Annotated in this window: 18 protein-coding genes; 4 read left to right on the plus strand and 14 right to left on the minus strand. The window is 56.9% G+C overall.

The window, feature by feature from the left end:
* Positions 1-122 precede the first annotated feature (122 nt).
* The 6 genes from ihfB to OHJ17_RS16715 form a co-directional block, all read right to left on the minus strand.
* On the minus strand, positions 123-410 hold the full coding sequence (gene ihfB, locus OHJ17_RS16690; RefSeq protein ID WP_002898165.1) for an integration host factor subunit beta: 288 nt from the start codon (positions 408-410) through the stop codon (positions 123-125).
* A 151-nt stretch (positions 411-561) separates the two neighbouring features.
* Positions 562-2235, minus strand: coding sequence for a 30S ribosomal protein S1 (gene rpsA, locus OHJ17_RS16695; RefSeq protein ID WP_002898162.1), 1674 nt, complete (start codon positions 2233-2235; stop codon positions 562-564).
* Between the two features lie 133 nt (positions 2236-2368).
* Positions 2369-3052 carry a (d)CMP kinase gene (gene cmk / locus OHJ17_RS16700; protein WP_002898160.1) on the minus strand — a complete coding sequence of 228 codons (684 nt, stop codon included), beginning with the start codon at positions 3050-3052 and terminating at the stop codon, positions 2369-2371.
* 174 nt (positions 3053-3226) lie between these two features.
* Positions 3227-4510 (minus strand): 3-phosphoshikimate 1-carboxyvinyltransferase, encoded by a 1284-nt coding sequence (gene aroA / locus OHJ17_RS16705; RefSeq protein WP_002898157.1) that lies wholly within the window; start codon positions 4508-4510, stop codon positions 3227-3229.
* 73 nt (positions 4511-4583) lie between these two features.
* Positions 4584-5672, minus strand: a complete 1089-nt coding sequence (gene serC, locus OHJ17_RS16710; protein WP_002898155.1) for a 3-phosphoserine/phosphohydroxythreonine transaminase — start codon at positions 5670-5672, stop codon at positions 4584-4586.
* A 188-nt stretch (positions 5673-5860) separates the two neighbouring features.
* Entirely contained in the window at positions 5861-6553 is a 693-nt protein-coding gene (locus tag OHJ17_RS16715; protein WP_002898152.1) for a DUF421 domain-containing protein, read from the minus strand.
* Positions 6554-6668: 115 nt separating this feature from the next.
* On the opposite strand from OHJ17_RS16715, the gene ycaO reads away from it, so the two are divergent.
* The 4 genes from ycaO to pflA all read left to right on the plus strand — a co-directional run bounded on the left by ycaO (position 6669) and on the right by pflA (position 12938).
* Complete coding sequence (gene ycaO, locus OHJ17_RS16720) at positions 6669-8429, plus strand: 30S ribosomal protein S12 methylthiotransferase accessory factor YcaO (protein ID WP_004150842.1); 1761 nt, start codon at positions 6669-6671, stop codon at positions 8427-8429.
* A 385-nt stretch (positions 8430-8814) separates the two neighbouring features.
* Positions 8815-9672 carry a formate transporter FocA gene (gene focA, locus OHJ17_RS16725; RefSeq protein WP_002898150.1) on the plus strand — a complete coding sequence of 286 codons (858 nt, stop codon included), beginning with the start codon at positions 8815-8817 and terminating at the stop codon, positions 9670-9672.
* A 51-nt stretch (positions 9673-9723) separates the two neighbouring features.
* The gene (gene pflB / locus OHJ17_RS16730) at positions 9724-12006 is read left to right on the plus strand and encodes a formate C-acetyltransferase (protein WP_002898148.1); all 2283 of its coding nucleotides are present in this window, start codon (positions 9724-9726) and stop codon (positions 12004-12006) included.
* A 191-nt stretch (positions 12007-12197) separates the two neighbouring features.
* Complete coding sequence (gene pflA, locus OHJ17_RS16735) at positions 12198-12938, plus strand: pyruvate formate lyase 1-activating protein (protein WP_002898145.1); 741 nt, start codon at positions 12198-12200, stop codon at positions 12936-12938.
* A 162-nt stretch (positions 12939-13100) separates the two neighbouring features.
* On the opposite strand, the gene OHJ17_RS16740 is transcribed toward pflA, so the two are convergent.
* From OHJ17_RS16740 to ftsK, 8 genes are all read right to left on the minus strand, one after another.
* Entirely contained in the window at positions 13101-14249 is a 1149-nt protein-coding gene (locus OHJ17_RS16740) for an MFS transporter (RefSeq protein ID WP_004150843.1), read from the minus strand.
* A 274-nt stretch (positions 14250-14523) separates the two neighbouring features.
* Positions 14524-15387, minus strand: coding sequence for a dimethyl sulfoxide reductase anchor subunit family protein (locus tag OHJ17_RS16745; RefSeq protein WP_004150844.1), 864 nt, complete (start codon positions 15385-15387; stop codon positions 14524-14526).
* 1 nt (position 15388) lies between these two features.
* A complete protein-coding gene (locus OHJ17_RS16750; protein WP_004150845.1) occupies positions 15389-16006 on the minus strand; it encodes a DMSO/selenate family reductase complex B subunit in 618 nt (205 codons plus the stop codon).
* A gap of 10 nt (positions 16007-16016) precedes the next feature.
* Entirely contained in the window at positions 16017-18455 is a 2439-nt protein-coding gene (gene dmsA / locus OHJ17_RS16755) for a dimethylsulfoxide reductase subunit A (protein WP_016831267.1), read from the minus strand.
* Between the two features lie 200 nt (positions 18456-18655).
* Positions 18656-19948, minus strand: a complete 1293-nt coding sequence (gene serS, locus OHJ17_RS16760; protein WP_002898139.1) for a serine--tRNA ligase — start codon at positions 19946-19948, stop codon at positions 18656-18658.
* Positions 19949-20038: 90 nt separating this feature from the next.
* Positions 20039-21382 (minus strand): replication-associated recombination protein RarA, encoded by a 1344-nt coding sequence (gene rarA / locus OHJ17_RS16765; RefSeq protein WP_002898137.1) that lies wholly within the window; start codon positions 21380-21382, stop codon positions 20039-20041.
* Positions 21383-21390: 8 nt separating this feature from the next.
* Complete coding sequence (gene lolA, locus OHJ17_RS16770; protein ID WP_002898132.1) at positions 21391-22002, minus strand: outer membrane lipoprotein periplasmic chaperone LolA; 612 nt, start codon at positions 22000-22002, stop codon at positions 21391-21393.
* Positions 22003-22124: 122 nt separating this feature from the next.
* A complete protein-coding gene (gene ftsK / locus OHJ17_RS16775; RefSeq protein WP_038434908.1) occupies positions 22125-26399 on the minus strand; it encodes a DNA translocase FtsK in 4275 nt (1424 codons plus the stop codon).
* Positions 26400-26452: the final 53 nt, after the last annotated feature.

Genomic DNA, 26452 nt, shown 5'->3' on the forward strand with positions numbered 1-26452 from the left:
AGACAATCGCCTCGCTTGCAGCCGGGCACGCTTTTTTTGTAAGGATGGCCGTAAATGGCGGGCACAAAAAAAGCACCCGAAGGTGCTTTCTTTATCGTCAGGCAGGCTGCACGTCGTGCAACTCACCCTTCATAAATATTGGCGCGGTCACGTAATTCTTTCCCGGGCTTAAAGTGCGGAACGTACTTACCTTCCAGTTCGACTTTATCACCAGTTTTCGGGTTACGTCCGGTGCGAGGTGCTCGATAGTGCAGAGAAAAGCTGCCGAAACCGCGGATTTCAATGCGCTCACCTTGAGCAAGCGTTGAGGCCATATGTTCCAGCATTTCTTTAACAGCATCTTCCACCGCTTTCGCCGGAATGTGAGATTGCTGGCTGGCAAGTCTTTCAATCAATTCTGACTTGGTCATTATTCCTCCGGTTTCCTTCAAGGCAAAAATTAGCTAACAGCTTAAACAAGGGCGGCCGTAGCCGCCCTTTGTGCTTGATTACAGGACGAATCCTGCAATCTGTCAAGTAAACTCGTCGCTATTCAGGTTGTTATTACCTGAATGACAAAGATTACTCGCCTTTCGCTGCTTTGAACGCTTCAGCCATAGCGTTGTTGGAGAAGTTCGCGTCTTCCTGCTTGTTCACGGTAGCGATAGCGTCTTTTTCTTCCGCTTCGTCTTTCGCACGTACAGACAGGCTCACTACGCGGTTCTTACGATCCACGCCGGTGAATTTCGCTTCAACTTCGTCGCCAACGCTCAGAACCAGAGTTGCGTCTTCAACGCGGTCACGGGATGCTTCAGAAGCACGCAGGTAACCTTCTACGCCGTCAGCCAGTTCTACGGTTGCGCCTTTAGCGTCAACTGCAGTCACTTTACCAACAACGATAGCGCCTTTCTTGTTCAGAGCAACGTAGTTGTTGAACGGATCTTCCGCGAGCTGTTTAACGCCCAGGGAGATACGCTCACGCTCTGCGTCAACCTGCAGAACAACTGCTGCGATTTCGTCGCCTTTTTTGTATTCACGAACTGCTTCTTCGCCTGCAACGTTCCAGGAGATGTCAGACAGGTGAACCAGGCCGTCGATGCCGCCGTCCAGGCCGATGAAGATACCGAAGTCAGTGATAGACTTGATTTTACCTTCAACACGGTCGCCCTTGTTGTGGGTTTCCGCGAACTGCTGCCATGGGTTAGATTTGCACTGCTTCAGACCCAGGGAGATACGACGACGCTCTTCGTCGATATCCAGAACCATTACTTCCACAACGTCGCCAACGTTAACAACTTTGGACGGGTGGATGTTTTTGTTGGTCCAATCCATTTCGGAAACGTGAACCAGGCCTTCAACGCCCTCTTCGATTTCAACGAAGCAGCCGTAGTCGGTCAGGTTGGTCACGCGACCGGTCAGTTTGGTACCTTCCGGATAACGTTTAGCGATAGCTACCCACGGATCTTCGCCCAGCTGTTTCAGGCCCAGGGATACACGGGTACGCTCGCGGTCGAACTTCAGCACTTTAACAGTGATTTCGTCGCCAACGTTTACGATTTCGCTCGGATGCTTAACGCGTTTCCAGGCCATATCGGTGATGTGCAGCAGGCCGTCAACGCCGCCCAGATCAACGAATGCACCGTAGTCAGTGAGGTTCTTAACGATACCTTTGACTTCCATGCCTTCCTGCAGGTTTTCCAGCAGCTGATCGCGCTCTGCGCTGTTTTCGGATTCGATAACGGCACGACGAGAAACAACAACGTTGTTACGCTTCTGGTCCAGCTTGATGACTTTGAACTCAAGCTCTTTGCCTTCCAGGTGCAGCGTGTCGCGCACCGGACGAACGTCTACCAGGGAACCCGGCAGGAACGCACGAATACCGTTCAGCTCAACAGTGAAGCCACCTTTAACTTTGCCGTTGATAACACCGGTAACAGTTTCAGCGTCTTCGTAAGCTTTTTCCAGCGTGATCCAAGCTTCGTGACGTTTAGCTTTCTCACGGGACAGCAGAGTTTCACCGAAGCCGTCTTCTACTGCATCCAGAGCAACGTCAACTTCGTCACCAACCTGGATTTCCAGCTCGCCCTGGGCGTTTTTGAACTGCTCAGCCGGGATGGCGGACTCAGATTTCAGACCGGCGTCAACCAGTACTACGTCTTTGTCGATAGCAACAACAACACCACGAACGATGGAACCCGGGCGGGTTTCGATTTCTTTTAAGGATTCTTCAAACAGTTGAGCAAAAGATTCAGTCATGTTTAATCTTCAGGTTAATATTAACGTCCACCTGGCTCCGTGCCGGATGGGGTTGTTTCACATACCCGCTGACCATCCATTGCCGCGGGGTACTGCTATAATTCGGAGGCTTCGGCGCGTTACCGGTTAAGGCCTACGCAACGGCCAATTTTTCGCGCGCATATTGTAGCGCTTTTTCAATCACTTGCTCAATGTTTAGTTCGGTTGAATCGAGAACTAATGCATCGGCAGCCGGGACAAGCGGCGCCACGGCGCGATTTCGGTCGCGATCGTCACGCTCTTTTATCTCGGACAAAAGACGTTCAAAGTTAACATCAAAGCCCTTTTCCTGCAACTGCCGCATGCGGCGATGCGCCCGCTCATCGGCCGAGGCATCGAGGAAAATTTTCACCGGCGCGTCCGGGAAAACTACCGTTCCCATATCGCGACCGTCGGCGATAAGCCCCGGCAGTTCGCGGAAGGCGCGCTGGCGGCGCAGCAGCGCTTCGCGAACGCGCGGAAAAGCCGCCACTTTCGAGGCCGCGTTCGCGACCTCCTGAGTGCGAATTTCGCTACTGACATCTTCCCCTTCCAGCACCACTTCCAGGTTGCCGTCAGTAGAAATAAAACGCACGTCAAGATGGGCAGCCAGGGGCACCAGCGCCTCTTCGGACTCCACGTCGACATGATGATGCAGCGCCGCCAGCGCCAGAACGCGGTAGATCGCGCCTGAATCTAACAGATGCCAGCCCAGCGCTTCCGCCATTGCCTTGCACAACGTACCTTTACCCGCACCGCCAGGCCCATCAATGGTGATTACCGGAATATTCGCCGTCATCTTTTTCTCCTTCAGCAAGGCGCATGGAATATAAACGCCGCGCATTATACGCATCAATACGCCGGAAAGTGAGCATTGCTTGTAAATTACGGACTACAGGAAATGAAAAGCAGAAGTTTTGCGCAATTATAGCGGGCTGACAGGACATCAGCCCGCGGGATGACAAAGTTTTACTCAGGCGAGGGTACTGATCCGCGCCAGCTGCTCAAAGTAGTCAGGGAACGTTTTGGCCGTACATTTGGGATCAAGGATGGTCACCGGCGTATCAGACAGCGCTACCAGCGAGAAGCACATCGCCATCCGGTGGTCGTTATAGGTGCCGATTTCTGCGTACTTCAACTTTGCCGGCGGGGTGATGCGGATATAATCTTCCCCCTCTTCCACCTCGGCGCCCACTTTACGCAGCTCGGTCGCCATGGCGAACAGACGGTCCGTCTCCTTGACCCGCCAGTTGTAGATATTGCGCAGGGTAGTGGTCCCTTGCGCGAACAGCGCGGCGGTGGCGATGGTCATCGCGGCGTCCGGGATATGGTTCATATCCATATCGACCGCCTTGAGCTCGCCGTGGGTGCAGGCGATGAAATCGTCGCCCCAGGTGACGGTGGCGCCCATTTTCTCCAGTACGTCGGCGAAACGAATGTCGCCCTGTACGCTGTTGCGGCCGATACCGGTGACTTTTACCGTGCCGCCCTTAATGGCGCCAGCGGCGAGGAAATACGAGGCCGAGGAAGCATCGCCTTCCACCAGGTAATCTCCCGGCGACTGATACTGCTGCTTGCCGCGCACCACAAATCGCTGATAAGACTGATTGTCCACCTCAACGCCGAAGGTTTTCATCAGGTGCAGCGTAATGTCGATATAGGGTTTCGACACCAGATCGCCCTTAATGACGATGACGGTATCCTGCGGCGCCAGCGGCGCGGTCATCAGCAGCGCGGTCAGGAACTGGCTGGAGACGCTGCCGTCAACCTCGACGTTGCCGCCCTGAAAACCGCCGCGCAGGCGCAGCGGTGGATAATTTTCCTGCTCCAGATAGTCGATCTGAGCGCCGCCCTGACGCAGGGCATCCACCAGATGGCCGATCGGACGCTCTTTCATCCGCGGTTCGCCGGTCAGCACGATATCGTTGCTGCCAAGGCACAGAGCCGCCGCCAGCGGACGCATCGCGGTACCGGCGTTGCCAAGGAACAGCTCCAGCGCCGCGGCAGAGCGCAACGGGCCCCCGTTGCCGGTCACTTCGCAGCGGGTGCGGTCGGCAGACAGGGTATATTGAACCCCCAGCGCACTCAGGGCATTCAGCATATGGCGCACATCGTCGCTGTCCAGCAGGTTGGTCAGCACCGTCGTGCCGCGGGCCAGGGCAGCCAGCAGCAGCGCGCGGTTGGAGACGCTTTTCGAACCTGGCAGGTTCACGGTGCCCTCTACGCGTGCGATGGGTTGTAACGTCAGGGATTCCATCAAACTTCACTCTCAAACAAACAGAATAAAAACCCCGCAGACAGGCCGCGGGGAGGAAGAAAGAAACAGGCGATTAACCGTGGCGGCGTTCGAAGTCCAGCATAAAGTCGGTTAACGCCTTCACGCCGTCCAGCGGCATGGCGTTGTAGATGGAAGCACGCATGCCGCCCACCACCCGGTGGCCCTTCAGCGCGTGCAGCCCGGCAGCAAACGACTCTTCGAGGAACAGTTTGTCCAGGGCGCTGTCCGCCAGCTGGAACGGTACGTTCATACGCGAACGGTTGGCCTGCGCCACATCGTTACGATAGAAGCCGCTGTTATCGATCACGCCGTAGAGCAGTTCGGCTTTCTGCTGGTTGATTTTATCCATCGCGGCAACCCCGCCCTGCTGTTTCAGCCACTTAAACACCAGTCCAGCCAGATACCATGCGAACGTCGGCGGTGTGTTAAACATCGAGTCATTCTCGCTTAACACGGTGTAGTCAAGAATTGATGGGCAGGCCACGCTGGCTTTGCCCAGCAGATCTTCACGCACGATGACCAGCGTCAGCCCAGCCGGACCGATATTCTTCTGCGCGCCGGCGTAGATTACGCCGAAGCGGTTGACGTCAATTTCGCGGGAAAGAATGGTGGAGGAGAAATCGGCGGTCACGATGACGTCGTCGCCGAAGTTCGGCGTCTCATCAATCGCGATACCATCAATGGTTTCGTTCGGGCAGTAGTGCAGATAGGCCGCTCCCGGGGTCAGCTGCCACTCGCTCATCGGCTTCACAGCGCGCTTGCCGTCGACGGTGATTTTCGCGTCGATAACGTTCGGCGTGCAGTATTTCTTCGCCTCTTTGACCGCGCTGGCCGCCCAGTAGCCGGCGTCCACATAGTCAGCGACCTTTTTATCGCCGAGGATGTTCAGCGGGATCCCGGCGAACTGGCCGCGGCCGCCGCCGTGGCAGAATAAAACTTTATAGTTGGAAGGGATGTTCAGCAGAGCGCGGAAGTCCTGTTCTGCCTCTTCTGCCACCTGGATAAACTCCTTACCACGGTGACTGATCTCCATGACCGACGTCCCCAGACCGTGCCAGTCGCACAGTTCCTGCTGCGCCAGTTTGAGTACTTCCGCCGGCAGCATTGCCGGGCCCGAACTGAAGTTATAGACCTGAGCCATTTCCCCTCACCACGTTGCTATGTTGTTTTGCCCGCGAACCGCCGCGGGCATAAGTTATTCCTGTGGCTATCGGTTTTATCATTCAGTGACACGGTCCGCAATGGCTAAAACTCGCCGACGGTAAAACGCGGCCGCCGTCACACAACAGAATCTATCGGCTTGACGTAATAAAACCGACATATTTGCTGTCAGGTAAGCCGTTTCGCCCGGCTGGCCTTCGACCATTCTGCATTTGCGCAGCGCGGACATATTCGTTTTTCTCCCGCCTGCATCGCCATTACGATGCTGCAGCGCACGCAGGCATAGATCCCCTCTTGCGGAATGGTGGTATAGCGTGTGGTACAATGCGCTGGAAGGATCGATAATCCGGCCCTCACCTCTTCATCGGGATAATAAAACACGCTGATCTGCCCGTTGGTTTCGAGGATTGCCAGCCGGACCTGGCCAAGCTGCTCGACGCTGTTGACCCGCAGCTCCATAAAAAATTCGAATTCGGTCATGTTTTCCGCATGCAGCTTCTCCCAGGCCAACTGTCCCTCTTCCACCACTACGATAGGTTTCCCCTCCAGTAGATCCTCCAGCTTTTCGCTATGCCCCATCAGCCACATAATGCCGCGATACAGTAGCGCCAGCGTAACGAAGACCACCAGCACCGGCAGCAGCGGCACATCGTCATAAAACGCCACGTCACCCGCCGCCGAGCCGAGGGTCAAAATAATCAGCACCTCGAACAGCGACATCTGCCGCACGCCGCGCCGTCCGGTAATCTTGAGGAAAATAAAGACCAGAACGAAGGTATAGAGGCTGCGCAACGCCACCTCCGCCAGGAATTCCACCGGTACTTTATCGAGCGCCATCCGCTGCCAGTCAAAGGCTTTCATTTTCCATCTCCCTGTGTATTAAAGATGCCTCTAAGCATAGCCAGATGATGGAGATAGCACCTGTCAGATAAAAGCCGTATCATTGCGCGCTTTCCGTACGACAAAAGTGATCGCCATGACCCAAACGTTTATTCCCGGCAAAGATGCCGCCCTGGAAGATTCCATCGCTCGCTTCCAGCAGAAATTGCTCGACCTCGGATTTGATATCGAAGAGGCCTCGTGGCTGAACCCGGTGCCGCACGTGTGGTCCGTTCACATTCGCGATAAAGCGTGCGCGCTGTGCTTTACCAATGGTAAAGGCGCCACCAAAAAGGCAGCCCTGGCCTCCGCGCTGGGCGAATATTTCGAACGTCTGTCCACTAACTATTTCTTCGCCGACTTCTGGTTAGGCGACACTATCGCTAACGGCCCGTTTGTTCACTACCCGAACGAAAAGTGGTTCCCGCTGACTGAGGATGATGAAGTCCCGGAAGGTCTGCTGGATGCCCGCCTGCGCGCGTTCTACGATCCTGACGATCAGTTAACGGCCAGTATGCTGGTGGATCTGCAGTCGGGTAACGATGAGCGCGGCGTGTGCGGTCTGCCTTTTACCCGCCAGTCCGACGGCGAAACCGTCTATATTCCGATGAATATTGTCGGCAACCTGTACGTCTCCAACGGCATGTCCGCCGGTAACACCCGCAACGAAGCGCGGGTACAGGGTCTGTCAGAGGTCTTTGAACGTCACATTAAAAACCGCATCATCGCTGAAAGCATCAGCCTGCCGGAGATCCCGGCGGAAGTCATGGCGCGCTATCCGGGCGTCGTGGAGTCGATCGCCAAACTGGAAGCTGAAGGTTTCCCGATCTTTGCCTATGATGGCTCGCTGGGCGGCAAATATCCGGTTATCTGCGTCGTGCTGTTTAACCCGGCTAACGGCACCTGCTTCGCCTCCTTCGGCGCCCACCCGGACTTTGGCGTGGCGCTGGAGCGAACCGTCACCGAACTGCTGCAGGGCCGCAGCCTGAAAGACCTCGACGTCTTCACGCCGCCAACCTTCGATGACGAAGAGGTCGCCGAGCACGCGAACCTCGAAACCCACTTTATCGACTCCAGCGGCCTGATCTCCTGGGATATGTTCAAGCAGGACGCCGACTATCCATTCGTTGACTGGAGCTTCTCTGGTACTACCGAAGAAGAGTTCGCCACCCTGATGGCCATCTTCAAGGCCGAAGATAAAGAAGTGTACATCGCCGACTACGAGCACCTGGGCGTTTACGCCTGCCGTATCATCGTCCCGGGGATGTCGGACATATACCCGGCGGAAGACCTGTGGCTGGCGAACAACAGCATGGGCGCTCATCTGCGGGACACCATTCTGTCCCTGCCGGGCAGCGAGTGGGATAAAGAAGATTACCTGGCGCTGATCGAGCAGATGGACGATGAGGGTCTGGATGATTTCACCCGCGTTCGCGAACTGCTGGGGCTCGCCACCGGAAAAGACAACGGCTGGTATACCCTGCGCGTCGGCGAGCTGAAAGCGATGCTGGCCCTGGCCGGCGGCGATCTGGAACAGGCGCTGATCTGGACCGAGTGGACCATGGAATTTAATGCTTCGGTCTTCAGCGCGGAGCGCGCGAACTACTATCGCTGTCTGCAAACCCTGCTGCTGCTGAGCCAGGAAGAAGAGCGTCAGCCGCTGCAGTACCTGAACGCCTTCATCCGTATGTACGGCGCAGACGCGGTCGAAGCCGCCAGCGCGGCGCTGAGCGGGGAAGCGCCGTTCTATGGTCTCCAGGCGGTCGATAGCGATCTGCAGGCCTTCCCGGCCCATCAGTCGCTGCTGAAAGCCTATGAAAAACTGCAGCGGGCGAAAGCGGCGTTTTGGGCAAAATAAGCCCAGCTTGCGCCATCGTTCATGCTTACAACGGAGCCATCAGCGGCTCCGTTATTTAACCCTAAGAAAGCGCCTCCTATAATTTGTAGTTGTAAAGTTAATTAATGTTAAATAACGCCATTTCATCATTTATCAATTGTTAAATTTAATAAAAATACTCCATTTTAATTAACTCAAAAATGGGGGTAAAAAAGAAAAAATTCAACATTATTTATAAAATTTAAAAATTATTTTCTCTATATATTTCATGAGCTTACGGATAATTTCAATAAAAACCACACACTAAAAAGGCATATAGTTCCGGTGAGATATGATCTATATCAATTTCCCTTCTATAATGCTTTGTTAGTATCTCACCGCCAACTTATATAAAGAGAGAGTTAGTGTGAAAGCTGACAACCCTTTTGATCTTTTGCTCCCTGCCGCGATGGCGAAAGTCGCCGAAGAAGCAGGTGTCTATAAAGCAACGAAGCATCCGATGAAGACGTTTTATCTGGCGATCACCGCTGGCGTTTTCATCTCCATCGCTTTCGTATTCTATATCACCGCGACCACCGGCACTGCCGCGATGCCTTATGGGATTGCCAAACTTATCGGTGGGATCTGTTTTTCTCTGGGTCTGATTCTGTGCGTTATCTGCGGCGCTGACCTCTTTACCTCTACGGTACTGATCGTGGTGGCCAAAGCCAGCGGTCGAATTACCTGGGGGCAACTGGCAAAAAACTGGCTCAACGTCTATTTTGGTAACCTGGTGGGCGCGCTGCTGTTTGTGCTGCTGATGTGGTTATCAGGCGAATATATGACTGCCAACGGCGGCTGGGGGCTAAACGTTCTGCAGACCGCCGACCACAAAATGCACCATACTTTTGTGGAGGCCGTGAGCCTGGGTATCCTCGCTAACCTGATGGTTTGTCTCGCCGTATGGATGAGCTATTCCGGTCGTAGCCTGATGGATAAAGCGATGATCATGGTCCTGCCGGTAGCGATGTTCGTTGCCAGCGGCTTTGAGCACAGCATCGCCAACATGTTTATGATCCCGATGGGTATCGTAATCCGCAACTTTGCAAGCCCGGAATTCTGGACCGCCATCGGTTCGACTCCGGAAAGTTTCTCTCACTTGACCGTTATGAACTTCATCACTGATAACCTGATTCCGGTAACTATCGGGAACATTATCGGCGGGGGTCTGCTGGTCGGGTTGACATACTGGGTCATTTACCTGCGTGGCAACGACCATCACTAAGGGTTGTTTCAGGCAGTAAATAAAAAATCCACTTAAGAAGGTAGGTGTTACATGTCCGAGCTTAATGAAAAGTTAGCCACAGCCTGGGAAGGTTTTGCGAAAGGTGACTGGCAGAATGAAGTCAACGTCCGTGACTTTATTCAGAAAAACTACACCCCATATGAAGGCGACGAATCCTTCCTGGCTGGCGCGACTGAAGCGACCACCAAGCTGTGGGACACCGTAATGGAAGGTGTAAAACAGGAAAACCGCACTCACGCGCCTGTTGATTTTGACACTGCCCTGGCTTCCACCATCACCTCTCACGACGCGGGCTATATCGAGAAAGGTCTGGAAAAAATCGTTGGTCTGCAGACCGAAGCGCCGCTGAAACGTGCGATCATCCCGTTCGGTGGTATCAAAATGGTTGAAGGTTCCTGCAAAGCGTATAATCGCGAGCTGGACCCGATGCTGAAAAAAATCTTCACAGAGTACCGTAAAACTCACAACCAGGGCGTTTTCGACGTCTATACCCCGGACATTCTGCGCTGCCGTAAATCCGGCGTGCTGACGGGTCTGCCGGATGCTTACGGTCGTGGTCGTATCATCGGTGACTACCGTCGCGTTGCGCTGTACGGTATCGACTTCCTGATGAAAGACAAATTCGCCCAGTTCAACTCTCTGCAAGCGAAACTGGAAAGCGGCGAAGACCTGGAAGCGACCATCCGTCTGCGTGAAGAAATCGCTGAACAACACCGCGCACTGGGCCAGATCAAAGAGATGGCCGCTAAATATGGCTATGACATCTCTGGTCCGGCGACCACCGCTCAGGAAGCGATTCAGTGGACCTACTTCGGTTACCTGGCTGCCGTGAAATCTCAGAACGGCGCGGCAATGTCCTTCGGTCGTACCTCCAGCTTCCTGGATATCTACATCGAGCGTGACCTGCAGGCGGGTAAAATCACCGAGCAAGACGCGCAGGAAATGGTTGACCACCTGGTCATGAAACTGCGTATGGTTCGCTTCCTGCGTACCCCGGAATATGATGAACTGTTCTCCGGCGACCCGATTTGGGCAACGGAATCCATCGGCGGTATGGGCGTTGACGGCCGTACTCTGGTGACCAAAAACAGCTTCCGCTTCCTGAACACCCTGTACACCATGGGGCCGTCTCCGGAGCCGAACATTACTATCCTGTGGTCTGAAAAACTGCCGCTGAGCTTCAAGAAATTCGCCGCTAAAGTGTCCATCGATACCTCTTCTCTGCAGTATGAGAACGATGACCTGATGCGTCCGGACTTCAACAACGACGACTACGCTATCGCATGCTGCGTAAGCCCGATGGTTGTTGGTAAGCAAATGCAGTTCTTCGGCGCTCGCGCTAACCTCGCGAAAACCATGCTGTACGCTATCAACGGCGGCGTGGATGAAAAACTGAAAATGCAGGTTGGTCCGAAATCTGAACCGATCAAAGGCGACGTCCTGAACTTCGACGAAGTAATGGATCGCATGGATCACTTCATGGACTGGCTGGCTAAACAGTACGTCACCGCGCTGAACATCATCCACTACATGCACGACAAGTACAGCTACGAAGCCTCTCTGATGGCGCTGCACGACCGTGACGTTATCCGCACCATGGCGTGTGGTATCGCTGGTCTGTCCGTTGCTGCTGACTCCCTGTCTGCAATCAAATATGCGAAAGTTAAACCGATTCGTGACGAAGACGGTCTGGCTATCGACTTCGAAATCGAAGGCGAATACCCGCAGTTTGGTAACAACGACCCTCGCGTCGATGACATGGCCGTTGACCTGGTTGAACGTTTCATGAAGAAAATTCAGAAACTGCACACCTACCGCAACGCTATCCCGACTCAGTCTGTTCTGACCATCACCTCTAACGTGGTGTACGGTAAGAAAACCGGTAATACCCCAGACGGTCGTCGCGCTGGCGCGCCGTTCGGTCCAGGTGCTAACCCGATGCACGGCCGTGACCAGAAAGGCGCAGTAGCCTCTCTGACCTCCGTCGCTAAACTGCCGTTTGCTTACGCGAAAGATGGTATCTCTTATACCTTCTCTATCGTGCCGAACGCGCTGGGTAAAGACGACGAAGTTCGTAAGACCAACCTGGCGGGTCTGATGGATGGTTACTTCCATCACGAAGCGTCCATCGAAGGTGGTCAGCACCTGAACGTGAACGTCATGAACCGCGAAATGCTGCTCGACGCGATGGAAAACCCGGAAAAATATCCGCAGCTGACCATCCGTGTATCTGGCTACGCCGTACGTTTTAACTCCCTGACCAAAGAACAGCAGCAGGATGTTATTACCCGTACCTTCACTCAGACCATGTAATTCCCTGTCTGACTGAAAAGGCGTACAATAAAGGCCCCACATCAGTGGGGCCTTTTTAACAAGCATTCCCCGCCCCAGCCTGCTTTGCCAGTTATCTATACTTTGGGTACCTGTCAAAACAGACTCGACGCAGCCGCTGAGCTGCGCACCAACACGGCCCCGGATGGGCCACATCTGGAGAAAACACCGCAATGTCAGTTATTGGTCGCATTCACTCCTTTGAATCCTGTGGCACCGTTGATGGCCCGGGCATCCGCTTTATTACCTTTTTCCAGGGCTGCCTGATGCGCTGCCTGTACTGCCATAACCGTGACACCTGGGATACCCACGGCGGCAAAGAAATCACCGTTGAAGAATTAATGAAAGAGGTGGTGACCTATCGTCACTTTATGAATGCTTCCGGCGGCGGCGTCACCGCCTCGGGCGGTGAGGCGATCCTGCAGGCGGAGTTTGTTCGCGACTGGTTCCGCGCGTGTAAGAAAGAAGGCATCCACACCTGCCTGGATACCAACGGCTTCGTACGTCGCTACGATCCGGTTATCGACGAGCTGCTGGAGGTAACAGACCTGGTGATGCTGGATCTCAAGCAGATGAACGATGAGATTCACCAGAACCTGGTCGGCGTCTCTAACCATCGTACGCTGGAATTCGCCCAGTATCTGGCGAAGAAGAATATCAATGTCTGGATCCGCTACGTGGTGGTTCCCGGCTGGTCAGACGATGATGATTCCGCGCACCGCCTGGGCGAATTTACCCGCGATATGGGCAATGTCGAAAAAATCGAGCTGCTGCCCTACCATGAGCTGGGTAAACACAAATGGGTAGCGATGGGCGAAGAGTACAAGCTGGACGGCGTCCATCCGCCGAAGAAAGAGACCATGGAGCGGGTAAAAGGCATCCTTGAGCAGTATGGTCACAAAGTAATGTACTAATCCCGCCCGGGCCGGTGATGCGCTTATGCCGGCCTGCAACGGCGTGGGAAGCTGTGTCCGCCCCGCCGTTTCATTCTCATGAAAAACGACTTGTCCTCTCTGCGGCAGAAAGCCTATGCGATTGCAGCAGATGACGCGCAGCATGCGCTGCGCGTTGCAGGGTCAGGCGTGCGCCACCGGCGTCGGATGATGCCCGGCTTTGCGCAGCAGGGTCAGCAGATAGATAAACGACACGCTGGCGATCATGATAAACAGCAGGTTGTCTGAGAAGTTCTGCATCAGCATCGCCGTCAGGGTCGGGCCCAGCAGGCTGCCGATGGTATAGCTCATCAGCAGCGCCTGATTCATCGCCACCAGCTGATGGTGCTCCACTTTTTCACAGGCCCAGGCCATCGCCACCGGATACAGCGTGAAACCAGATGCCCCAAGCACAAACAGCGCCGGAGCCATTGCCGCCTGACTAAGCATCGCCAGACATCCCAGAATGACCACAAAGACCTGTACCCGCAGCACCAGCAGGCGACCGTAGCGGTCTGCCAGGCGCCCTACCGGCCACTGGCCGAGGATCCCCGCACTCACCATCACCGCCATCCAGAAGCCGATGCCGGAGTCGCTGACGCCCTGATGGTTCAGCCACAGCGGCATCAGGCCATACAGCGAGCCGAGGACAATCCCCGAAATAATACAGCCATTGACCCCGTGGCGCGCCTGGCGCAGCTTCAGCATCGGCCAGATACGTACCGTTTCATGCGGTTCTTCTGCCTGCCCCATAATGCGGGTAAACAGCAACGGCAGGATCGCCGCCAGCGCCAGGCCGGTCACCCACGGCAGGACGCTCATTAAATCGGTGGGTAATTTACTGACCATCAGCTGGCCCAGTACGGTACCGACGTAATAGACCATCATGTACGCCGCCAGCAGACGACCGCGACTGCGGGAAGTGCCGCTGCAAACCAGCGCGCTTTCCACCACCACCCAGATCATCGCGCAACCTACGCCGGCGATAAAACGCCAGCTCAGCCATGTCCAGAAGCCAACGGTGATCCCCAGCCCTACGCAGCCGACGGCGAAAATTAACGATGCGAGATAATAGCTACGGTTAAACCCCAGGCGCTTGATCACCCAGCCGGCCAGCAACGTACCGGCCAGGTTGCCGGTAAAATAGGATGACCCCACCATGCCGACCTGCCAGGTTGGCATGTTTTCATGGGCGAGCCAGAGCGGGACGAGCGTATTCAGCACCGCTATCGCCAGGGTCAATAAAAGCAGGCCACAGAGCAGCATTTGCACTGGCCGGGTGTAGATGGTCATGGGTAAAAACCGTGAGGAATGTTCAGATCGCGAGCGCATCATGCCACTGCTAAAAACATTGTCAATCCACCTGAAATCAGGCGTGACGCGGTTTTGTCGGCTACGATAGAAGTTTTTTATCCAGAGGATGGAAAAAGGTGAGACAACAGATAATACGCTATTGTTTTTGCTGGTTTATTAATAAATGCCGAAGTTAATTTCAGTTGAAAAATTTCATCTATCGACAGCACGTTTTCATCATGCCGGTGGTTAGGCACCGGCATGATGGAGGTGGTTAACTGGCGACAGCCATCCCAACGGTCATATGCAGGCCATAGAATACGCCGCGGCCGATCATCTCTCCCGCCAGTATCAGAACAAAGGCCAGGCCGAGCAGCGAGACCGCCGGTTTGCGGCCGCGAATCTGCGGCACGCACCAGCAGGCCAGGGCCAGCGCCAGCAGCACTACGCGCCAGGCCATAAGCAACCCGTAATCCGGCACCAGGGCGGAGGCCTGCTGAACTGAGCTGCGGATGGTGGCAAGTTCACTTCCCTGCATCACGACCACCATAATACTGACCAGCAGCGCCAGCAAACTAACCACCGGCAGCAGGCGCAGCGCCCAACCATCGACGCCTGCGACGCGCAGCAGCAGGTAGCCCAGCAGTGGACCGCCGATAAACAGCGTCAGGAAGAAGCTCAGCGGCGTCCAAACGGTGTACCAGGTCGGCACCGTGTCGATGGTGTTGTATACCCGCACCATCATCCACACGAAAATCACGCCCAGCACCATGGTCACCACCAGCCACAGGCTCCGCAGGCCGGCAGGCAGCTTTTTGCACACGGCCAGCAGCCAGCCAATTCCGCCGACGGCGAAGAAGATCGCCCCGCTGGCGATTTCATTACTCAGCGACGAGGCTCCCACGCGATTCAGCGAATTAAAGGCCCGCAGCGGCGAGCCAAGGTGCATCGTCGAGGCAATAAACCCGATCCCCATCAATACCCACAGTCCGAACATGCTGCCCACCACGCGCTGCTCCTGCTCACGGGAAAGCTTGCCTGTCATCAGCGCCAGCGCCAGAACAATAAAGCCGCCTACGACGCACTGGCCGAATACCGTAAAGACCATCAGCGGCCATTCATGCCATCCGTTTCCCATCTCACACCTCCTTCGGGTTCGCCAGGTAACCGGTGGTATCGCCACACGGCCGGGCATTGGCGTTAGGTTTGATAACGATACTCGGCCGGGTAAAGTGCGCCGACGGCAGCGGCGCTACCGCGGCCAGCTGGCCGTGCTTAGCGCGCAGTTCGGCAATCGGCCCGAAATCCAACGCCCGCAGCGGGCAGGACTCGACGCAGATCGGCTTTTTCCCCTCGGCGACGCGCTCGTGACAGCCATCGCACTTGGTCATATGGCCTTTGTCGGCATTGTACTGTGGGGCGCCGTACGGGCAGGCCATATGGCAGTAGCGGCAGCCAATGCATACCTCTTCGTTGACCACCACAAAACCGTCTTCGCGCTTATGCATCGCGCCGCTCGGACAGACCTTGGTGCAGGCCGGATCTTCACAGTGGTTACAGGCGATGGAGAGGTAATAGGCAAACACGTTCTGCTGCCAGACGCCGTTGTCCTCCTGCCAGTCGCCGCCGGCATATTCATAGATGCGGCGGAAGCTGACCTCCGGGGTCAGGTTCTTGTAGTCCTTACAGGCCAGTTCGCAGGTTTTGCAACCGGTGCAACGGGCGGAATCAATAAAAAATCCATACTGAGTTGTCATCGGTTACTCCTTACAGCTTCTCAACCTGAACAAGGTTGGTATGCGACGGGTTTCCCTTCGCCAGCGGCGACGGACGCTGGGTGGTCAGCACGTTGATGCTGCCCGCCTGATCCACACGCGAGGCGTCCGGGTTGTACCAGGCCCCTTCCCCCAGCGCGACGACGCCCGGCATCATGCGCGGCGTCACCTTCGCTTCGATATGCACTTCACCCCGATCGTTGAAGATGCGAATACGATCGCCGTTGGCAATGCCGCGCTTGCGGGCGTCGATCGGGTTAATCCACATCTCCTGCCGACAGGCGGCCTTCAGCACATCGACGTTGCCGTAGGTCGAGTGGACGCGAGATTTATAGTGGAAGCCGGTGAGCTGTAGCGGGTATTTCTCTGTCAGCGGATCGTTGTAGTTTTCGAAACCCGGGGTGTAGATCGGCAGCGGATCGATAACATCCCCTTCCGGCAGCTCCCAGGTAGCCGCGATTTTCGCCAGATCCTGCGAGTAAATTTCGATCTTGCCCGAAGGCGTGGTCAGCGGATTAGCCTGCGGATCCTCACGGAAGGCTTTGTAGGCCACATGATGACCTTGCGGATCGCGCTGCTTATAGATGCCCTGCTGACGGAAGGTGTCGAAATCCGGCAGGTCGGGAATCGCTTTGCGCGACTGCTCATACAGATAGCGCATCCAGCCTTCCTGGGTACGGCCCTCGGTAAACTGCTCTTCGACGCCCAGACGCTTTGCCAGTTCGCTGGTCATCTCATAGATGGTTTTGCATTCAAAGCGCGGCTTGATGGCCTGATCGGCAAAGATAACGTAGGACATGTTGCCGCAGGAGGCATCCAGCGCGAAATCCATCTGCTCGGAGGCGGTACAGTCCGGCAGCAGAATATCAGCGTATTTCGCCGAGGAGGTCATATGGCAGTCAATGACCACAATCATCTCGCATTTCTTGTCGTCCTGCAGGATTTCGTGGGTCCGGTTGATCTCAGAATGCTGGTTAATCAGACAGTTGCCCGCATAGTTCCAGATCATTTTGATCGGCACGTCGAGCTTATCTTTACCGCGTACGCCGTCGCGCAGAGCGGTCATTTCCGGGCCGCGCTCAATCGCATCGGTCCACATAAACATCGAGATACTGGTCTCAACCGGATTCTCCAGCGTCGGCATACGCTCAAAAGGCAGACTATACGAGCCCTCGCGCGCCCCGCTATTGCCGCCGTTGATCCCGACGTTACCCGTCAGAATGGCGAGCATTGAGATGGCGCGGGTGGCGATCTCACCGTTGGCGTGACGCTGCGGACCCCAGCCCTGGCTAATATAGGCCGGTTTGGCGGTGGCAATTTCGCGCGCCAGTTTAACAATGCGTTCGCGCGGAATACCGGTAATCGTCGAGGCCCACTCCGGCGTTTTGGCGATACCGTCAGTGCCCTGGCCAAGAATGTAAGCTTTGTAATGACCATTGGCTGGCGCACCGGCGGGCAGCGTTTTCTCGTCGTATCCCACGCAGTATTTATCGAGGAAAGGCTGGTCGACCAGATTCTCGGTGATCATCACCCACGCGAGGCCCGAAACCAGTGCCGCATCGGTCCCCGGACGAATCGGGATCCATTCATCTTCACGCCCGGCGCCGGTGTCGGTATAGCGCGGATCGATGATTATCATCCGGGCATTGGATTTCTGCCGCGCCTGTTCAAGGTAGTACGTTACCCCGCCGCCGCTCATCCGCGTTTCGCCGGGGTTATTGCCGAACAGCACCACCAGCTGACTGTTTTCAATATCCGATGGGCTGTTGCCGTCCGCCCAGCCGCCGTAGGTGTAATTCAGACCGGCAGCAATCTGCGCTGATGAATAGTCGCCATAATGGTTGAGATAGCCGCCGCAGCAGTTCATCAGACGGGCAATCAGCGTTTTCCCCGGCGGCCAGGAGCGGGTCAGCGTCCCGCCGAGCGTGCCGGTGCCGTAGTTCAGATAGATGGATTCATTGCCGTACTCTTTAATCAGCCGCTGCATATTGCTGGCGATGGTATCCAACGCCTCTTCCCAGCTGATTTGCTCGAACTTGCCCTCACCGCGTTTACCAACGCGCTTCATCGGGTACTTCAGACGGTCCGGATTATAGACCCGGCGGCGCATTGAACGCCCACGCAGGCAGGCGCGGACCTGGTGCAAACCGTCATAGTTATCATCACCGGTATTATCGGTTTCGACGTATTTAATCGCGCCATCCACCACGTGCATGCGCAGCGGGCAACGGCTACCGCAGTTGACGGTGCAGGCGCTCCAGACCACCTTCTCACTGGCGGGCGCCGGCGTATCGGCAGCATGCGACAGTCGGGTAAAAGGTAACGTTAGTGCGTTGCTGGCCAGCGCCAGGCCGCCTATTGCCGTGGTTTTCATCAGACCACGGCGGCTTACCTCAGCAGCCAGTAAAGCATCAGGGGCTTTAATTTTCATGGATACTCGCTTTGGTTGCTCACAATAAACTGACAAGCGTTATATAGACATATATATAATGCTTTGCGATATTATTGGTTTTTTATGCTGGTTTAATCCAAAGGGAGTATCACTGCATTCGCGACAAGGATTATTGCCCGGTATCAATAAGGGCGTAAAAAAAGCGCCCGCAGGCGCTTTTAAAAGAAGGAGTGAGAAGTTTAGCCGATATATTCGAGGCCGCGCATATACGGGCGCAGCACTTCCGGGATCTCGATACGGCCATCAGCCTGCTGATAGTTTTCCATCAGCGCCACCAGGGTACGACCTACTGCCAGGCCAGAACCATTCAGGGTATGAACGAGACGGGTCTTCTTATCGGACTTGCTGCGGCAGCGAGCCTGCATACGACGCGCCTGGAAATCCCAGACGTTGGAGCAGGAGGAGATCTCACGATAAGTGTTTTGCGCCGGAACCCATACTTCGAGGTCATAGGTTTTGCAGGCGCTGAAGCCCATATCGCCGGTGCACAACGCGACCTTACGGTACGGCAGGCCCAGCAGCTGCAGCACTTTCTCGGCGTGACCGGTCATCTCTTCCAGCGCGGCCATAGAGTCTTCCGGGCGGACGATCTGCACCATTTCAACTTTATCGAACTGGTGCATACGGATCAGACCGCGGGTGTCGCGGCCATAGGAACCGGCTTCAGAGCGGAAGCACGGCGTATGGGCGGTCATTTTGATCGGCAGATCGTCCTCGTCGATGATTTCATCGCGCACCAGGTTGGTCAGCGGCACTTCCGCCGTCGGGATCAGCGCGTAGTTGCTGCTGTCAGCCTCTTCTTCCAGCGGACGGGTATGGAACAGGTCGCCGGCGAATTTCGGCAGCTGGCCAGTGCCATACAGGGTGTCCTGGTTTACCAGGTACGGGACATAGTTTTCGCTGTAGCCATGCTGTTCGGTGTGCAGATCCAGCATGAACTGCGCCAGGGCGCGGTGCAGACGGGCCAGCTGCCCTTTCATCACCACGAAGCGCGAGCCGGTGAGCTTAACGGCGGCGGCAAAATCCAGCCCCCCGTGCATTTCACCCAGCGTCACATGATCGCGCACCTCAAAATCGAACTGACGCGGCGTACCCCAGCGGCTAACTTCAACGTTGTCGTTTTCGTCGCGGCCAACCGGCACATCATCATGAGGAATATTCGGGATCGCCAGCGCGATATCGCGAATTTCCGCCAGCAGCGTTTCCAGCTCGGATTTTGCAGCATCCAGTTGTTCGCCAAGCTTGTTAACTTCCAGGCGTAATGGCTCGATGTCTTCCCCGCGCGCTTTCGCCTGGCCAATGGATTTCGATCGGGAGTTACGCTCCGCCTGCAGGTTTTCCGTTTGCACCTGCAGAACTTTACGACGCTCTTCAAGCGCGCGAAGTTTATCTACATCCAGCTTAAAGCCCCGGCGTGCCAGTTTTTCTGCGACTGCGTCTGGCTCGGTACGCAGCAGATTGGGATCGAGCATGCTTATCCTGTGCTTATCGAATTAAAAAAGAAAAGTGGCCGCAGACTACGACCACGGAAATAGTGTAATAACCTTACCGCAACGCCTCAATTAGCGGTAGCGTTTTATCGGGCTATTTTGATCCTGTTCAGCGAGCCAGGCGAGCTTTTCGCCAATTTTGCCCTCAAGCCCCCGGTTTGTCGGGTGATAATAGCGCGTTTGCGCCATTTCCTGCGGGAAGTACTGCTCGCCGGCGGCGTAGGCGTTGGGTTCGTCATGAGCGTAACGATACTCCTGGCCGTAGCCCATCTCTTTCATCAGCTTCGTCGGCGCATTGCGCAGATGCACCGGAACGTCGTAGTCAGGACGATCCCGCGCGTCGGCCAGCGCCGCTTTGAAGGCGGTGTACACCGCGTTGCTTTTCGGCGCGCAGGCCAGATAGACAATGGCCTGGGCAATCGCCCGTTCGCCTTCCGCCGGCCCGACGCGGGTAAAGCAATCCCACGCCGAAATAGCGACCTGCATCGCCCGTGGGTCGGCGTTGCCGACATCTTCCGAGGCAATCGCCAGGCAGCGGCGGGCAACGTACAGCGGATCGCCGCCGGCGGTGATGATCCGCGCATACCAGTAAAGTGCCGCATCCGGCGCGCTACCGCGCACCGACTTATGCAGAGCAGAAATCAAATCGTAGAACCGGTCGCCTTTGTTATCAAAGCGCGCGCTGCGCTCGCCAGCGATCTCGGTCAGCAGTTCCGCCTTCAGCACCCGCTTGCCCGAGTCATCGCTTTCGGCCATATCGGCCATCATTTCCAGGGTATTCAGCGCTCGCCGCGCGTCGCCGTTCACTAGCTCGGCAATAGCCCTGCGGGTCTCATCCGGCAAAATGATATCCTGGCCGCCGTAGCCGCGGGTTTTATCGTTCATCGCCTGGTCAAGCACCCGCTCGATATCGTCGGTGGTGAGCGATTTCAGTAAGTAGACGCGAGCGCGGGAGAGCAGCGCCGAGTTAAGCTCAAAGGAGGGGTTTTCGGTGGTCGCGCCAATAAAAGTGATGGTGCCGTCTTCAATATGCGGCAGAAAGGCATCCTGCTGGCTTTTATTAAAGCGATGCACTTCGTCAACAAACAGGATGGTCCGCCGGCCGGCGTTGCGATTTTGCCGCGCGCGCTCAATAGCCTCGCGAATCTCTTTCACCCCGGAGGTTACCGCTGAGATCCGTTCGACATCGGCGCTGGCGTAGCGGGCAATCACTTCCGCCAGAGTGGTCTTGCCGGTACCCGGCGGCCCCCAGAGGATCATCGAATGCAGGTGCCCGGCCTCAATGGCCCGCGGCAGGGGTTTACCCGGCGCCAGCAGGTGCTGCTGGCCAATATACTGCGCTAAATTTTCTGGCCGCATGCGAGCGGCCAGAGGTTGAAACGCGTTGTCGGAAAAATCGAGCGACAGATTGCTCACTTTCGCCTCTACTTACGTTGATCGTCCACCGTCACCCCTTTCGGCGGCGTAAAGGTGAACTTAGCTGCGTCGACGGCGCCGTTCTGCTGCGATTTCAGCTGATAGCTGCTGCGCTGATCATCCTGCTCGACGGCGCTGAACTGATGGATAGTGCCGTCCCGACCGACGTTGATCGTGAACTGCTTGAGGTTGCCGCTGCCGCTTTTTGGCGTCAGCACAAAATCATCGCCATTTTGCTTGATATTATATTGCTGCCAGTCGCTGGACTGGTTGCGGGCAATCAGCATAAACGGCGTGTTGCTGGTAGCGTCTTTCAGCCAGGTCGCCGTGGCCTGCTCGACGAACGGGTTATAGAACCACAGCGTTTTACCATCCGAAACGAGGACGCTCTCATCCGGCTGGGTCATATGCCAGTTAAACAGGTTCGGGCGTTTCACCCACAGGTCTCCCTGCCCGTCCTGCACGGCGTTACCGCTGCCGTCGGTAACTTTTTGCGTGAAGCTGGCATGGAAGCTGCTCACTTTATCAAGACGGCTTTTTAAGTCGCTGGCCGCATCTGCCCAGACCTGGCTGACGACCATACCAGACAGTAATGCACAGGTGATTGCGAGTTTTTTCATTGTTCTTCCTTAATGTGCGTCACTCCCGACGCGGGAGCCTCTTCTGCCCCTACTGTAGGACCGCCGGCGGCGGCGGGACAGAAGAATTGGCTGATTTTGCGCTTATTTACCCAACTTTGCACTCATTCAAAGGGCGGCGGCGCCAGCACTTCGCGGTTACCGTTATGGCCCTGCTCGCTGACGATACCCTGCGCTTCCATCTGTTCGATAATACGCGCGGCACGGTTATAGCCGATGCGGAACTGACGCTGAACCCCGGAAATCGACGCTTTGCGCTTCTCGGTCACAAAGTTGACTGCCTGATCGAACAACGGATCCAGCTCTTCCCCGCCGTCGAAGCCGCCACCGCCGCCTTCGCTTTCGCTGTCGGAGGTAATGCCATCCACATATTGCGGGCGACCGCGGGCTTTCCAGTCCTGAACCACGGCGTGGACTTCCTGGTCGCGCACAAACGCCCCGTGGACACGCACCGGCGTGGTAGAGTTCGGCCCGGAGTAAAGCATATCCCCCATACCCAGCAGCGATTCCGCGCCGCCCTGATCGAGAATGGTACGTGAGTCAATTTTACTCGACACGGTAAAGGCGATGCGCGTCGGGATGTTGGCCTTTATCAGGCCGGTAATAACATCTACCGACGGACGCTGTGTCGCCAGCACCAGGTGGATCCCCGCCGCGCGCGCTTTCTGCGCCAGGCGAGCGATCAGCTCTTCCACCTTTTTGCCGACGGTCATCATCAGATCGGCGAATTCATCCACCAGCACCACGATGTACGGCAGTTTTTCCAGCACCGGATGTACGGCGTCCATGCTGTCGCCAGGCTTCCAGTACGGATCCGGGATCGGACGTCCCATGCGCGCGGCTTCGGCGATCTTCTCGTTGTAGCCCGCGAGGTTACGCACGCCCAGCGCCGACATCAGCTTGTAGCGGCGCTCCATCTCATTGACGCTCCAGCGCAGCGCATTGGCGGCGTCTTTCATGTCGGTGACCACTTCCGTCAGCAGGTGCGGAATTCCTTCGTAGACCGACAGCTCGAGCATTTTCGGGTCGATCATAATGAAACGCACATCTTCCGGCTGCGCCTTGTAGAGCATGCTGAGGATCATGGCGTTGACGCCAACAGACTTACCGGAACCGGTGGTACCGGCCACCAGCAGATGCGGCATTTTCGCCAGATCGGCTACTACCGGATCGCCAGCGATGTCTTTGCCCAGCACCACGGTGAGCGGAGATGGGTTATCACGGAACTTGGCGTTGTCGAGCACTTCACGCAGGTAGACGGTCTGGCGTTTTTTATTCGGCAGCTCAAGCCCGACATACGGTTTGCCCGGGATCACCTCCACCACGCGCACGGCGACCGTTGACAGCGATCGCGCCAGGTCCCGTGACAGGTTAGAGATCCGTGCGGCCTTAACGCCAGGCGCCAGATTCAGTTCGAAGCGGGTGATCACCGGCCCCGGTGAGTAGTTCACCACATCCGCTTTAATGCGGAAATCGGCGAGTCGCGCTTCCACCAGGCGTGCCATCTGCTCGAGAGCAAAGGTATCCACCGGCTCGACTTCACTCGGCGGCGGGGTAAGCAGATCCAGCGACGGCAGTGGCGTGGTCGGCTTTTGCAGCGGTCGACTATCGCCATTGCGCATCAGCAGCGGGTGGATCAGGCTCTCCTGCGGCGCAGGGGCGGCAGGCTGATGCCCCTGAGGGGCAACCGGTTGTTGCGGCTGCACGGGCTGCGACGCAGTCGGATAGGACTGCGGCTGCGGCGGCACAGGCTGATGGTGTATCGGCTGATGCTGCGCAGGTTGATAACCCTGCTGCGGAGCGGCCGCCGGTTGTTGATAGCGCTGGGCCGGCTGCTGCGGCTGGACTTCCGGCGTCGGCGTAAACAGCGGTTCGCTCGGGCCGTCATTGACCAACGTTTTCATCGGCGAGAATTCATAATCTGCCGGCGAGAACGGGTTGGCGCCCGGCGGCTGCTCGGTAGCGTACCGCTGCTGCTGGGTAGCGGCAAACTGACGCGCCAGCTCCGCTTCCGCCGCGGCGTCGGCCTCATCGTCATCAGTCGCGTTATCGTCTTCCCAGCGATGACCGTAGCGCTGCTGCTGGGTGGCGGCGAACTGGCGAGCCAGTTCATCCTGCTCCATAGCATCCGCTTCCTCATCCGAGAGCAGCTCATCATCATAATGCGGATCGCGCTCCGCCTGCCGCGCGCGCTGTTCCGCCTCCCGCTGCGACGGTAGCTTGATGCCGTAGGAGGCCAGTTCCCGACGCGTAGGAACACGCACGCGATTGGGACGCGGTAGTTTTGGACCGATGCCCTCTTTCACCTGAACCCGTGGGCCGCTGGACGCCGGGCTGAACAATGGCGTAGCCGCAGCGGATGCGGCAGTGGACGAGGTTGTTGCCGCCGCGCCGCCGCTGGCGGCGGTAGCCTGATGCACCCCAGCCGCTACCGCAGAGACTACGGTTGTCTCCACTGGCGGTTTGGACGCAGTGGTCGGCGGCGTCAGCGGTTTAGTGGCAATCGGACTTTCCGGCTCAGGAATTGGCTGATACCAGGAGGCCAACAGCTCGCGTTCGCGCGCCCGCTTCTCTTCCACTTCCTCGAAATAATAGAGCGGCGGACGTTTCACTTCCTCCTGCACGACCTCGGGCTCTGGCTCCGGTGGGGGAACTGGCGCGCTTTGCGGCTGATACGCCGCTGGCTCCGGCTGATACGGCTGCGGCGCGGGCTGGCCGGCATGCGGATCGTAAGCTGGCTGCTGATAGGTCTGAGGCGCAGGCTGACCGGCATAGGGATCGTAAGTTGGCTGCTGATACGGCGCTGGCTCAGACTGATAGGCCTGCGGCGCAGGTTGACCGGCATACGGATCGTAAGCCGGCTGCTGATACGGCGCTGGCTCAGGCTGATAGGCCTGCGGTGCAGGTTGACCGGCATGCGGATCGTAAGCCGGCTGCTGATACGGCGCTGGCTCCGGCTGATAGACCTGCGGCGCAGGTTGACCGGCACGCGGATCGTAAGCCGGCTGCTGATACGGCGCTGGCTCAGGCTGATAGGCCTGCGGCGCAGGTTGACCGGCATACGGATCGTAAGCCGGCTGCTGATACGGCGCTGGCTCAGGCTGATAGGCCTGCGGCGCAGGTTGACCGGCACGCGGATCGTAAACCGGCTGTTGATACGGCGCTGGCTCAGGCTGATACGCCTGCGGTGCGGTTTGCCCCGCTGGCGGCTGATAAGCAGCCTGCTGGAACGGAGCGGGTTCAGGCTGATAGGCCTGCTGCGGCGGATAGCTGGCTTCCGGCTGATAAGCTGGCGCAGCGCCGTGATGGCCCACCGGTGATTCTGCCCACGCCTGCGGCGCGGCAGTAGCCGCCGCCGCTGCGCTTACCGGCTCAGCGATACTGTGGCCATTCAACAACGGATCGTAAGGGTCGAAATCGCCCGGGCGCACGGCGCTGGCGCCGGAGAACAGCACATCATCCTCTGCGGGACGCGCGGCGCTGGCGCCGGAAAACAGTACATCGTCGGCGGCAACAGGCGCCCCGCTGGCGCTGTATTGCACCACCTCTTCGCCGTCATCCATCCGTTTGCCGGAGAAAAGCGCAGCGTCGGTTTTACGCCCCATAGGGTTGGTAAACTTCTCGGCCAGACGCTTACGCCGCGCCAGCGCGCTGCGTAAGATACGGGCGCGACGCGATTCCTGCGGCCTGGCCGCCTCTTCGTCGTCGTACTCTTCCTCGTCGTCTTCGTATTCGCCTTCATCGACCCAGGTATCATCCCGACGGGTACGGTTGCTGGCAAAGGTGAGAACGGACAGGATGCCGCCGCCCAGCTTTTCCGCAATGCTGACCCACGACCAGCCGGTGAACAGCGTCAGCCCGGCCGCCCAGATACACAACAGGGCGATGGTGCCGCCGCTGCTGTGCAGCAGGGGTTGCAGCGTGGTGCTCAGCAGGCTGCCGATCACCCCGCCGGAGGCGAAGTACCAGATATCATCGGCGTTAATCGCCGCCAGACCACAGGAGGTCAGGATCAGGGCTAACGCACCGATGAGGCGAAGGGAAACGGCAAAATAATCAATGTATTCGTCGTTTTCCTGATGCCGCCAGGCAAACCAGCATCCGCCGATGATGATCACCGGGATGGTGTAGGCCATGACGCCAAAAATGAAAAAGAGGGTATCGGCAAGCCACGCGCCGGGGGCGCCGCCTAAATTATGAATAGGCTCATGCCATGCCGTTTGCGACCAGCTGGGGTCCGAGGGGTTAAAGCTCAGTAGTGCCGCCATCAGCCAGATGGCGAAGAGGGAGCAAAGGATGAGCATCGCCTCAAGGAGTCGGCGCCCGCTGCTGAGTTTGGTTAGTTTGACTTCTTTGTCTTCGGTGTATTCCTGGCTCAAGAAAGGCTCTCCAGGTATCAGGCTGTTTCCTGCCTGCTGCTAAAACGGACAAC

The organism is Klebsiella sp. KP20-425-1, from assembly GCF_025813515.1.
Lineage (GTDB): Bacteria > Pseudomonadota > Gammaproteobacteria > Enterobacterales > Enterobacteriaceae > Klebsiella > Klebsiella pneumoniae.

Coding starts and splice junctions, on each gene's coding strand:
- serC (WP_002898155.1), bottom strand. CDS start 5,672: ATGGCTCAGGTCTATAACTTCAGTTCGGGCCCGGCAATGCTGCCGGCG.
- pflB (WP_002898148.1), top strand. CDS start 9,724: ATGTCCGAGCTTAATGAAAAGTTAGCCACAGCCTGGGAAGGTTTTGCG.
- OHJ17_RS16745 (WP_004150844.1), bottom strand. CDS start 15,387: ATGGGAAACGGATGGCATGAATGGCCGCTGATGGTCTTTACGGTATTC.
- dmsA (WP_016831267.1), bottom strand. CDS start 18,455: ATGAAAATTAAAGCCCCTGATGCTTTACTGGCTGCTGAGGTAAGCCGC.
- ycaO (WP_004150842.1), top strand. CDS start 6,669: ATGACCCAAACGTTTATTCCCGGCAAAGATGCCGCCCTGGAAGATTCC.
- OHJ17_RS16750 (WP_004150845.1), bottom strand. CDS start 16,006: ATGACAACTCAGTATGGATTTTTTATTGATTCCGCCCGTTGCACCGGT.
- ihfB (WP_002898165.1), bottom strand. CDS start 410: ATGACCAAGTCAGAATTGATTGAAAGACTTGCCAGCCAGCAATCTCAC.
- rpsA (WP_002898162.1), bottom strand. CDS start 2,235: ATGACTGAATCTTTTGCTCAACTGTTTGAAGAATCCTTAAAAGAAATC.
- lolA (WP_002898132.1), bottom strand. CDS start 22,002: ATGAAAAAACTCGCAATCACCTGTGCATTACTGTCTGGTATGGTCGTC.
- aroA (WP_002898157.1), bottom strand. CDS start 4,510: ATGGAATCCCTGACGTTACAACCCATCGCACGCGTAGAGGGCACCGTG.
- OHJ17_RS16740 (WP_004150843.1), bottom strand. CDS start 14,249: ATGACCATCTACACCCGGCCAGTGCAAATGCTGCTCTGTGGCCTGCTT.
- cmk (WP_002898160.1), bottom strand. CDS start 3,052: ATGACGGCGAATATTCCGGTAATCACCATTGATGGGCCTGGCGGTGCG.
- pflA (WP_002898145.1), top strand. CDS start 12,198: ATGTCAGTTATTGGTCGCATTCACTCCTTTGAATCCTGTGGCACCGTT.
- serS (WP_002898139.1), bottom strand. CDS start 19,948: ATGCTCGATCCCAATCTGCTGCGTACCGAGCCAGACGCAGTCGCAGAA.
- OHJ17_RS16715 (WP_002898152.1), bottom strand. CDS start 6,553: ATGAAAGCCTTTGACTGGCAGCGGATGGCGCTCGATAAAGTACCGGTG.